Source organism: Legionella sp. (genome assembly GCF_049790535.1).
GTDB lineage: Bacteria > Pseudomonadota > Gammaproteobacteria > Legionellales > Legionellaceae > Legionella.
The window spans coordinates 1-11,585 of record NZ_JBAQZB010000126.1 but is presented as its reverse complement, the minus strand read 5'-3'; the positions used below and the strand labels follow the sequence as shown (position 1 = coordinate 11,585).

Genomic DNA, 11,585 nt, shown 5'->3' with positions numbered 1-11,585 from the left:
AAAAAATAATCTTAAACACGACTCTATCTAGTACAAATTGGTCCAATTAACGATTATTTAACAGCAAGGGCTTTGCAAAGCAAACTGTCACAAAATACAAATAATTATAAAGTAAACACTACTCACCAGTCTTCTTCACCAATAAGGTCTACGAGCAATTCTGGAGATCAAACCCAAACAATGCCACAAAACAGTAAATTGTGGAACTTAAGAAACGCTGATATTCGCGCAGTGATTGCTGAGGTATCACGCGTTACTGGTAAGAACTTTCTTATTGATCCGAGAGTGCAAGGAAAAGTATCCATTGTTTCATCAACACCCATGTCAAATGATGAGCTTTATGAGGTTTTTCTTTCCGTATTGCAAGTTTCTGGCTATGCTGCGATACCCAGTGGCGAAATAATTAAAATTATTCCTAACATGGATGCCAAAACTTTATCTTTTAATTTGAGAAATGAAATGAAAAATCCCCCATTGGGTGATGACATAATGGTTGCGGTAGTACCCATTCATTACGTTCCTGCGGAGCAATTAGTACCTGTTTTAAGACCACTGATGCCGCAATGGAGCAGCGTAACTGCTTATCCTCCATCAAATATGCTTATTTTATCAGGACGTGCCAATAATATTGACAGTCTGGCCAGTATTATTAAGCAAGTAGATAATTCAAGTGCGAATGGCATTGATATAGTCCCATTAAAACATTCTTTAGCCATGGATATTGCAGCACTTATCAAAGATCTAATAAAAACACAGACACATAGCCACTCTCAACTTAGCGTATCAACTGATGATCGTACTAATTCTATTTTAATCAGTGGTTCTAAAACTGATAGAATACGCATCAGAATGCTCATCATAAAATTAGATAAAGAAAGTCCAACGGGTCTAAACAGTAATACCCAAGTTGTTTATCTCAATTACATGCGAGCAGAAGATTTACTCCCTATCCTTGCCGGTATTGCCCAAGCAAATTTCAGTGGAAATGTTGGCACCACAATGGGAACAATAACCACACCCGTGCTTGACAGTACCAATCCAGCCTCCAATCTGGTAAGCAATAATTCTAATTCTCAGAATGCAGCCTCAAGTACCTCACCTTTAAGCTCTTCAGCTGCTACAACAAATACTAGCTCAGCCAATACCCAAAACGAAGGCTCGACCAAACCATCCGTTCAAATTATTGGCGAGCCAAATACTAATTCGATTATTTTGAATGCACCTGCATCAGTGATACGTGTACTAAAAAAGGTAATTTCACAATTAGATATTAAACCTGCGCAATTATTAATTGAAGCTTTGGTCACGGAAATAAATCAAGAAGATGCAAACGAGCTGGGAATCGAATGGGGCAGTAATATAAAAAATGAAAAATCCTCTGTCTTTAGAAACGGTTTTGCAATTATCAACAGCCAAACCAAAATTAAGGATTTTCAGGCTCAGATTTATGCTTTAGCACGCGCTCATAAAGCCAATATTTTATCTACACCCTCAGTAGTAGTGCTTGACAATCGGCAGGCAAAAATACTTGTGGGTAAACAAGTTTCCGTAGCTTCGTCAAATTATCCCAATAATGCTGGTGGCACAGCACCCTCAGGAAGTCCGTTCACTACATATGATCGTGTCAACGTAGCCTTGCACCTTTATGTAAGACCACAGATTACTCGTGGAAATGGCATTCAAATGCAAATTGATCAAGGCAATGATACACTGGATCCGCAAGTAGCCGCTGAGCTCTCAACCACACCAACATTTAGAATTAGCAGCATCGTAACTTCAGTGCATGTCGAAAGTGGTAATGTTATTGTTTTGGGGGGACTCACTCAAGATAGCCTAGGGGATGATAGCAATCGTATACCCATTCTAGGCGATATACCAGGTATTGGCAGATTATTTAAACGCGCCATTCACACACGAGATAAACGCGTACTTATGGTCTTTATTAAGCCCATTATTTTACGTAATGAGAAAGAAACTTCTCATTTTAGTAGCGAGAAATATAATAATACTCGCCAATATGAACTGGATTGGATACGCTCAGAAGAGCAATATGTACAAAGTAATAACTCAAGTGTATTACCTGCATTAAAACGAGCTGACTTACCTCGACCTTTTAGTCGCCCTCCACTCTTGGTTACCAAATAAGTCATGGAAAATGAAGAAAAATTACTGATTCCCTATAGTTTTGCAAAAAAACAAGGGATTGTCGTTGCAAGTGACATGGCAGATACGAAAGCTCTTGTTTACCATCTATCCAGTGCTTCATTACAAGCACTTGCCGAAGTAAAACGTTTATTGCAGTGCGATTTATCATTAATGCAAGTTGATGAGACACTATTTCAACAACATTTAGCAAACGTCTATCAATCCAAATCGTCAATATTAGAAGCAGCTGGCGGCATGGAAGAGGATATGGATCTTTCACTATTAGCAAGCCAGCTTCCAATCAGCGAGGATTTATTAGAAAATCAAGATGATGCCCCCATTATTCGCTTACTCAATGCATTATTTACTCAGGCAATAAAACAAAAAGCCTCGGATATCCACATTGAAACCTACGAGGATTGTGTATTGGTTCGCAATCGAATTGACGGTGTTTTACATGAAATTTTAGAAATTCAGCGAGCCATCGCGCCTTTAGTCATATCCAGGGTGAAAGTTATGGCTAAATTGGATATAGCTGAAAAGCGTATTCCCCAAGATGGGCGCATTTCACTACGTATTGGAGGCCACAATATTGATGTCAGGGTTTCTACCCTTCCCTCCAATCATGGAGAACGCGTGGTTTTAAGAATTTTAGATAAACAAGCAGCACAATTGGACTTAAATTTATTGGGTATGCCTGAGGTAACGGTAAAATCTATACGTCAATTAATCGCAGAACCATACGGAATTATTTTAGTTACAGGCCCAACGGGTTCTGGAAAAACAACCTCTTTATATGCCATGTTAAGCGAATTAAATGAGGTTACCCGAAATATTTTAACAATTGAAGATCCCATTGAATATGATTTAGAGGGAATAGGACAGACTCAGGTCAACAATAAAGTACAAATGACCTTCGCTAAAGGTCTAAGAGCAATTTTACGACAAGATCCTGATGTAGTAATGATTGGAGAAATTCGCGATCTGGAAACCGCTGAAATTGCAGTGCAAGCAAGCCTTACAGGTCACCTGGTTCTTTCAACCTTACATACAAACACTGCATTAGGAGCATTAACCCGATTACGTGATATGGGGGTTGAATCTTTTCTTTTATCCTCCAGTATCGTAGGACTTATTGCTCAGCGTCTGGTAAGAAAGCTCTGTCCTCATTGCAAAACTCCCCATCAATTAAGAAACGATGAAAAAGAACTAATGAAATTGGCCCCTCACGTTGATCTTTCCAAAATATTTGAACCTAAAGGGTGTGATCTTTGCAATCACCTAGGTTATAAAGGCAGAACCAGTATTTATGAATTGATTATCATAGACGAACCACTAAGAGGAATGATTCATCGGCATGAAAGCTTGAACACTATGGAAGAGTATTTAAGACCTACTACACCAAGCATCCGTGAAGATGGATTTAAGCGTGTACTTGCTGGTGATACATCGCTTGCTGAAGTTCTTCGTGTTACCAGTCAAAATTAGTTAAGCTAAATGCCAGATATACGCCCTCTAACATCAGGGGCGCAAGGATAAGGGCGTATTTGGCACAGCATAACTTTAATTCATCTTTTAAAATGGAATGCTAATGACTGCATTATCTTCTTTGTAACTCAAACTATTGCTAATAAAACCGCCGTCAAATAATTTCCCTCTGGAAAAGAAGCCAAAATAGGATGACAACTGGCAGGCCCATAAACACCTAAAATTCGCACCTGCTTGCCTACTGCCCCAGCCTGCGAACTTACCAGAGAACAAAACTCTGGTGATGACAGTGCAGAAGAGCAATTACATGTCATTAATAAGGAACCTGACTTCATATGTTTAAAGACCTCACGATGTAAAAATCGATAATAATTTTTGGCACGCTGCATATGCTGTTGCGAAGGAACTAATTTAGGCGGATCTAGAATTACAATATCATAATCTCCAGCTTTGACTAAATAATCACGAGCATCCGCTTCTATAAACTCAATATCAACCAAATGATTTAATTCCGCATTCTTTTTCCCTTGTGCTATAGCCTGAGCAGAACTGTCTACAGCAGTAACTTTTATTGCTCCCGCTTTAGCTGCATGCAAAGCAAAACCGCCAGTATAACAATAAAGATCCAACAGACTCCTGCCCTTACTTAATAAAGCCATACGCTGATGATTTTCTCTTTGATCAAGAAACAAACCTGTTTTTTGTGTATTTGTAAAGTCAACTTGGTAAATTACTTCAGCCTCAAGAACTTGAGTATGCTGATGAATAGCCTGTTGGTTAATTTCTTTCCAGCCATCTTGTCCCAAATGTTTACTTTGCGACATCCATATAATTTGAGCTGATGGAACTAATTCTTGCAAGGATTTAATAATGATTTCTTTATTTAACTCTACCCAATAAGCAGAACTAGCTACCACATATAGCTGATTGAAACGATCAATCGTTAAACCAGAAAGACCATCAGCTTCACTGTTAAAAAAACGATAAGTATTAGTATGCTCATTAGGTAAATTTAAACAACATCTAACTTGATTTGCTTGTTTGAGACTATGAGTAATTAGAGAATAAAAATTACTCATGTCCAATAGCTCATTAGCAAGAGCCAATACTCTTACGCGGTATAATGAATATTCATTGTACACACCTACGCCAACCAAAACTTCATCAGCATTGTATATATCAACCAAATGACCGGTAACAAGCCTCCCCAAAGTCCGTGCAATAGCCTTTGGAAAAATCCAAGGATGCCCCCGTAATACAGCATTTTGTTTTGCAGCGAGCAAAATAACTTTTGCATTCATTTTCTATTTCCCAGAGCTTAAAAATGGGCTAATCTACACAAAGAATTTTAGCCCTGCAATAGATATACCATTCTCTGCTCATTTTAAAGCAAAAAATTAGGACTGTAATGCCCACTATTTAAAACCAACCCTCTTCTCATCTTTACTGAGGATATTGAATTGGGTCTATTGCTTTTGGAGAGTACAATGCATTAAAAAACGCACAATACCATCAGTTAGCTGCCACATAAAAAAATAAAATTGATCTTGCTTTTGAATACACTCTAACTCAAAACTGGGTTGCTGCTATGGAGGGTTATTACTCAAATGGGCAAGAAACACGTTTTGCCGGTATCATAGATACAATAAATAATAATACTGTTAGTATTGGTTCCAAACAATTTTATGAATATGGACTTGCTCCTGCATTGGAATACAATTTCACTTCCAATTTAGGAATAATCGGCGGCGTCTGGTTTCCAGTAAAAGGGGAAAATACCGCGCTATATAAGCTATGTATTAGCAATTAACGCTTATTGGTAATAAGCTTCTAATTAACTTTTGAATTATAATTAAGGGTGCACAACTTCTATGGAAAAAACAAATAAACCCTTTTATGGACTTACTTTAGGTGCTTTAGGTGTTGTATTTGGAGATATTGGTACCAGCCCCTTGTATGCTTTAAAAGTGACATTGAATAATCTAGGCATAAATCAATTTACTATTTTGGGTGTTTTATCACTCATTTTTTGGTGTTTGATTATCATTATTTCCTATAAATATTTAATCATGATTTTTCGTGCCGATAATGATGGAGAGGGGGGAATATTAGCCCTCCTCGCTTTGATGAAGCATAAAAATACTAAACATGTTGCTGTATTTTATCTATTCGCAATATTTGGTGCCGGGCTTTTATTAGGTGATGGCATGCTTACTCCAGCAATTTCAGTAATCAGTGCCGTAGAAGGAATAGGCACTCTTTCAAAGTCCTTTACTCCCTATATTTTACCCACCACAGCGATAATTCTCTGCTTAATTTTTATGCTGCAATCTAAAGGAACAGCCAGTATCGGTTATCTTTTTGGCCCATTACTATTTATTTGGTTTTGTACTATTGCAATTCTTGGATTAATTCAAATAATACAAGCCCCTACTGTTCTTAAAGCAATTAATCCTTATTATGCTTTTGTATTATTGCGAGATTCAGGCTTTAAAGGTTTTTTATTATTAGGTGGAATTTTTCTTGTCGTTACTGGCGGTGAAGCACTTTATGCTGATATAGGCCATTTTGGTAAAAATGCCATTCGTATCAGCTGGTTTTCCATGGTTCTCCCCTGTTTGGTATTAAACTATTTTGGACAGGGAGCAAATTTACTTTTACATCCTGAATCAATTAGTAATCCTTTCTATATGATTGCACCGAGTTGGTTTTACATCCCCTTAATTCTTCTTGCAACTATTGCCACAATTATTGCCTCACAAGCGGTAATTTCCGCAACCTTTTCGCTAACGAAACAAGCTGTTTTATTAGGCCTGTGTCCTCGTATTTCCATAATTCAAACATCAAGAGACTATTCCGGTCAGATTTATGTACCACAAATTAATTTTATGTTGTTTATTGGTACATTAGTACTTTCTTTTGCATTCAAAACTTCAGATAACATGGCACATGCTTATGGAATTGCAGTAAATGCTTACATGCTCATGGTTGACTTTATGGTTGGCTATGCTGCTATTGCTATTTGGGGATGGTCCAAAATCAAAACCAGTCTGATATTTGGATTGTTTCTCATCATTGACTTAGCTTTTCTTAGTTCCAACGCACATAAATTTTTAACCGGTGGCTGGGTACCTGTTACTTTTGCTCTAGGATTAGCCTCAATTATGTATACTTGGAAATATGGACTGGAATATCTCCGTTGCAATTTCTATATGAATAAAACTGATATTTCTAAAATCCTTAAGCAATTACAATACAAAAGTTTAAATCAATTGCATGATTTAACAGCTGTATTTATTACTGACGTTTATGATAAAAGTGGGGGAAGCTTTTTACATTTTTTAAAACTCAGTCGCTCTGTTCCTGAACATGTACTCATTGTTAATTATGTGATTAATAACATACCTTATGTACATTACAGTCAACGTTATGAGGTAACTTGTCTGCATGAAAAAGTATATAATCTCACCTTACATTATGGGTTTATGGAAACAATTTCCATTCCACGTGCTTTGGAAAGAGCTTCTGACAAAAATATTTTACCGTTTAAATTAAATATTGATCGCGCAACCTATATGGTGGAAATTCCCAATATTATGGCATCAAAAAGAAAAAAATCTTTGACCTTTTACTGGCAAGAACAATTGTTTGCCTTTCTTATTCGCAACTATTCAGCCAATTTAAATATCGAGTTCTATCAATTACCTTATAATAGAACTATTGCAATAGGTACTTATTATATAATCTAACGCCAGGAGTACTCCATGTGGTTTAACAACGCATTTATTTATCAATACACATTAGATGAAACCAGTGATTTAATAACCGATTTAACTGAGAATATTCTAAAACCTTGCCCACCCCATGCACGTTTTATTTATGGTTGGAGTCCTATATATCTTGATCAATTAGTACAAGAAATTGGAGGCAGCTCTCTTATTTGCATGGGCAAAGAAGAACGCTTACTTCCACGTGGCGTGATTAACAAAATGTTAGCTGAACGAGTACAGGCACTTGAGACTCAACATGGTCGTACCATTAAACGTGCTGAAAGAGCGCAAATGGCTGAAGATATTGAGTTTGAATTACTACCTAAATCGTTTTGCATACAAAAAAAGTTATTAGCTATTTTAGATAGCACCAGTAAACGACTCATAATCAATGCGGCCAGTAATAATCTGGCCTCACAACTTCTCTCACTGTTACGTAAATCAGTCACAAATATTGCTATTGAACCATTGACTCATTCAGAAAATCTTGCCTTACGCTTTGCCCAATGGATACAATCGCCTGCTACCTTACCTTCAAATTTCCAATTAGCATCTGATTGTATTTTGTTCTCTCTAGATAATGAAAAAAAGCGTGTGCATTGCAAAGGTTATGAGTTACCTGCTGAGGAAATTTTAACCTTATTATCTCAAGGTATGGCCACTGCAGAGATTTCATTAATATGGAAAGAACGAATCCAATTTACCTTAACTCATGAGTTCACCTTTAAAAAACTGAAAAGTCTTGATTATTTAATTGACGACTTTAATGAAATTAAACAACTTGATGAAGAACTTCAACAACGAGATGCTGCCCTTGCTTTACTATCGGGGGAGTTACGTGGGCTGATAAACGATCTTTTAAATGTATTGACAGTCAAAACCTCAGCCCTGGTAGAGTCTCTCGAGAAGTAATACGATTTATTTAAAAAATAAATTATATCGACTCAATATACTAGGTTTTTTCAAGTCTAAGTTAATTTAAAGATAATTTTAACGAAGATAAATGTTTGCATTCGATCTGTTTGCGGGATTAGTTACCGAAGCGCTGAAGTTTCATCCGGCAGAGAAAGGTATTCTACCTATGGCATTCGATGCGAAAGCGTCTACTTCTCGAAGAGACTTTTTCCGGAGAATTCATCCATTGAGATGTTAACAACAACCTAGCAATTTGCGGTGCATATATTTAAGATTAATTTTATGATCACATAGAAATCAAAAAGATTATTATTTTGACATAAATTAATGGCTTTACTAAACTCTAATACGAAATACATAATTTGGAGATAAGTAATGGCTACAGAAATGACAAAAAAAGAACGAGTTAAGATTATTGATGATTTTATTGAGAATGGAATAATTCCTTTACGCGATAAAAAAAAATCAATAGAAAACAAGATAAAATCAACAAAAGATCCTGAAAAAGAAAAAATATGGCAAAAACAACATGATTTTATAGTACTTTTTGAGTTTAACCTAATTAAGGAATTACAAAAAATTAAACTATCAGATTATCCTACAGAGGAAGATTTCGAAAAAACGATTACTGGATGTTATGATAGCCTTAAAAATGCGAAAATGGATATTAAAGCAAATAGATCATTACTGAGAATGTTAATCGAGGTTGTAAAAAGTGTAACTAATGATTGTTTTAAAAAGATCACTTCAGATAAAGTACAATTATCTTTCTTTGAACCAAAACAATCTAAACTTGATAAAATTAATAATGCAATAGAAAAACTTGAATCTTTACTAGATGACAATAGCCATACACCAAAGCCTTAACAATAAGTTACAGCTCAATAAAATGAAACGTTTCGCTTTATTATTGAGCTCCACCTACTTAGACTAAATGACTTTGGCTGATTTATTCTAATAAGCCAGAAATGGTCGTTGTAAGACTATACGAAATAGTAATAACAGTTGAAGTAGAAAAGTTAAATTAGAACGAGCATCAATAAATTAAATATTATTTATCAAGAAACTTATGATCATTTGTCACCATCCGTGCTTTTAGTTATTTTACGATACATCGCCACTCTAATATGTAGGATCCAATGGTTATTTAACAAATACATTGATTATTTGTCATTTTTTTATTACAATTGCCAATTTTTAGATCTATTAATACCTACTAATGACTAATCTGCTACCATCTGAACCATCTTATTTCAAAAGATCCTTGCACTTCCTATCTGATTATTTTTTAAAATCAAATGATAAATGGAAAGCGTGGGCGCTTTTTGGGGGTTGTGTATTTAGTACCTTTGCAATGATGGGGCTTGGTTTTGTTTTAGGATGGTGGTGTTTTCCTTATATTTTTGCCGCATTTATAGCTAAAGATACTGCTATTTTGTTAATGGGATTGGGGGCTGGTCTTTTAATTTCTGGTATGATGGCTGGTGTTAATTATTTGACTAATTTTTTAAAAAATGAATTGTATGTTAATTGGCGCTCCTGGTTAACTAAAAAAATGATAAATCAGTACTTAAATAATAAGTCCAATTACCTGGAAATTTCACGAATTTATAGTGACATTGATAACCCGGAACAACGTATTCAAGAAGATATTGATAAAATTGTTGAATCATTTCTGGAATTATCTTTGGGATTTATCCATAACTTTTCTAATCTCATCATTTATACAGTACTTTTAAGTTTAGCAGGAGGCTCGTTATCCTTCATGCTCTTTGGAGGAACCATAATAATTCCTGGGTTTTTAGTATTAGTGGCACTAGGAGTGGGTAGTGTAACTTCGCTCATTGGTTATTTTATAAATAAGTCTTTACGCGAGTCGACTAATAAAGAAACTATTGCTCAGTCCAATTTACGCTCTGATTTACAACAGATTAAAATTTTCTCTGAGGAAATAGCAATTGAACATGCGGAGAAATACTACCAGCAACGCCTGGAGAAAGAGGTAGATGAATTAAACATAAAAACTAGAAACCGATTATTCATTCAAAATGAAACAGCTTCTTTTAATGTATTTAATGGTATACTTCAAGCAATTATTCCAATTTTTGCTGCAGCACCTTTATATTTCGCTGATCTTATTACTTTAGATGTATTTTATTCTACAGGTTATTATTTTTCCATGATAACCTCTTCTTTAAATTGGTTTATTAACTCTTTTGAAATAATTAATAAATTTCAGACAAGTTTAGGCCGTGTTATAACATTACAACAAACCTTGGATAAAAATAATGAGAATAAATCCACCAAGAGAATTGTTCATACTATAGAGCTTGAAAATAATAATCTTATAGTAAAAAATTTGAATCTAAATTTACACGGGAGCAATGAATTAGTCATTAAAGGTCTTAATTTACGATTTACTTCAGGGGTTCATACTCTGATTCAAGCGCCTTCTGGTACAGGAAAAAGTAGTCTTTTTAAAGCAATAGCAGGAACATGGTTATCTGGTGAGGGAGAAATTATTATTCCCAAGAGCCTAGAAGCTGTTTATTTTTTACCGCAGAATCCAACTCTTCCAAATGACACCCTCAGAAAGGTACTCGCTTATCCTGATGCAAACAGCTCTTATTCTGATAATGAATTAATTTCAGCATTAAAAGCCGTAAACATGGAAACACTTGCCGAAAAACTAGATAAAGAAATTGGTTTTAAATCATTGGGTGAAAAACAACGAATTGCCTTCGCACGCGTATTATTAAGAAAGCCCGACTGGATATTTCTAGATGAGGCTACAGCTTCTTTAGATGAACATGTAGAAGAACAAGTTTATTGCCGTCTCAAGGAACTCCTACCCAAAACCACCATCATTAGTATCGCACATCGATCTACGGTGAAGCGTCATCATGGTAATGTTTTATTTTTTGATGTGAACGATAGGAAAGAAGTTCAAGTTAAAAAGGAAGATGTATTAGCGCCTCAGCTGGCGGTTGTTAATTTATAGCTCAATTCATTAAAGAGTGATATTTTTATCCAGGAATAAACAAATAGAATTAACTGCTCGTAGAAATTTCTGACAAATTGTTTGAACAAATTTATTCCGTCTACAAATACAGCAATTGTTCTTGGGCTTGGTAGTTAAATAGCTTCTAATGAATTTGACACATTTTGTGTCGAGCAGATACTATCTTCCCCTCGTCTTTGCGAGCGCAGTGAAGCAATCCAGAGGTTCGAAGCACTTTACCCTAGATTGCTTCGCGATGCTCGCAA

At 35.6% G+C, this 11,585-nt stretch carries 8 protein-coding genes; 7 read left to right on the top strand and 1 reads right to left on the bottom strand.

What is annotated here, in order from left to right; genetic code table 11:
• Nucleotides 1–180 precede the first annotated feature (180 nt).
• Together WA877_RS07990 and lspE are read left to right on the top strand one after the other, a co-directional pair.
• A complete protein-coding gene (locus WA877_RS07990) occupies nucleotides 181–2,145 on the top strand; it encodes a secretin N-terminal domain-containing protein (RefSeq protein ID WP_425170390.1) in 1,965 nt (654 codons plus the stop codon).
• Between the two features lie 3 nt (nucleotides 2,146–2,148).
• Nucleotides 2,149–3,633: a GspE family T2SS ATPase variant LspE gene (gene lspE / locus WA877_RS07985; protein ID WP_425170389.1), complete on the top strand. Its 1,485-nt coding sequence runs from the start codon at nucleotides 2,149–2,151 to the stop codon at nucleotides 3,631–3,633.
• Between the two features lie 128 nt (nucleotides 3,634–3,761).
• On the opposite strand, the gene WA877_RS07980 is transcribed toward lspE, so the two are convergent.
• Entirely contained in the window at nucleotides 3,762–4,934 is a 1,173-nt protein-coding gene (locus WA877_RS07980; protein WP_425170388.1) for a class I SAM-dependent rRNA methyltransferase, read from the bottom strand.
• Between the two features lie 287 nt (nucleotides 4,935–5,221).
• Between WA877_RS07980 and WA877_RS07975 the strand changes: the two genes are divergently transcribed.
• The 5 genes from WA877_RS07975 to WA877_RS07955 all read left to right on the top strand — a co-directional run bounded on the left by WA877_RS07975 (nucleotide 5,222) and on the right by WA877_RS07955 (nucleotide 11,319).
• Entirely contained in the window at nucleotides 5,222–5,443 is a 222-nt protein-coding gene (locus WA877_RS07975) for a hypothetical protein (RefSeq protein ID WP_425170387.1), read from the top strand.
• Nucleotides 5,444–5,504: 61 nt separating this feature from the next.
• Nucleotides 5,505–7,382: a potassium transporter Kup gene (locus WA877_RS07970; protein ID WP_425170386.1), complete on the top strand. Its 1,878-nt coding sequence runs from the start codon at nucleotides 5,505–5,507 to the stop codon at nucleotides 7,380–7,382.
• Nucleotides 7,383–7,397: 15 nt separating this feature from the next.
• Nucleotides 7,398–8,315 carry a recombination-associated protein RdgC gene (locus WA877_RS07965; RefSeq protein WP_425170385.1) on the top strand — a complete coding sequence of 306 codons (918 nt, stop codon included), beginning with the start codon at nucleotides 7,398–7,400 and terminating at the stop codon, nucleotides 8,313–8,315.
• A 378-nt stretch (nucleotides 8,316–8,693) separates the two neighbouring features.
• Nucleotides 8,694–9,185 (top strand): hypothetical protein, encoded by a 492-nt coding sequence (locus WA877_RS07960; RefSeq protein ID WP_425170384.1) that lies wholly within the window; start codon nucleotides 8,694–8,696, stop codon nucleotides 9,183–9,185.
• 352 nt (nucleotides 9,186–9,537) lie between these two features.
• Nucleotides 9,538–11,319: an ABC transporter ATP-binding protein/permease gene (locus tag WA877_RS07955; RefSeq protein ID WP_425170383.1), complete on the top strand. Its 1,782-nt coding sequence runs from the start codon at nucleotides 9,538–9,540 to the stop codon at nucleotides 11,317–11,319.
• Nucleotides 11,320–11,585: the final 266 nt, after the last annotated feature.

Bases quoted from the DNA above. Each gene is read 5' to 3' on its own strand.
- WA877_RS07990 (WP_425170390.1), top strand. From the start codon at position 181: ATGCCACAAAACAGTAAATTGTGGAACTTAAGAAACGCTGATATTCGC.
- lspE (WP_425170389.1), top strand. From the start codon at position 2,149: ATGGAAAATGAAGAAAAATTACTGATTCCCTATAGTTTTGCAAAAAAA.
- WA877_RS07980 (WP_425170388.1), bottom strand. From the start codon at position 4,934: ATGAATGCAAAAGTTATTTTGCTCGCTGCAAAACAAAATGCTGTATTA.
- WA877_RS07975 (WP_425170387.1), top strand. From the start codon at position 5,222: ATGGAGGGTTATTACTCAAATGGGCAAGAAACACGTTTTGCCGGTATC.
- WA877_RS07970 (WP_425170386.1), top strand. From the start codon at position 5,505: ATGGAAAAAACAAATAAACCCTTTTATGGACTTACTTTAGGTGCTTTA.
- WA877_RS07965 (WP_425170385.1), top strand. From the start codon at position 7,398: ATGTGGTTTAACAACGCATTTATTTATCAATACACATTAGATGAAACC.
- WA877_RS07960 (WP_425170384.1), top strand. From the start codon at position 8,694: ATGGCTACAGAAATGACAAAAAAAGAACGAGTTAAGATTATTGATGAT.
- WA877_RS07955 (WP_425170383.1), top strand. From the start codon at position 9,538: ATGACTAATCTGCTACCATCTGAACCATCTTATTTCAAAAGATCCTTG.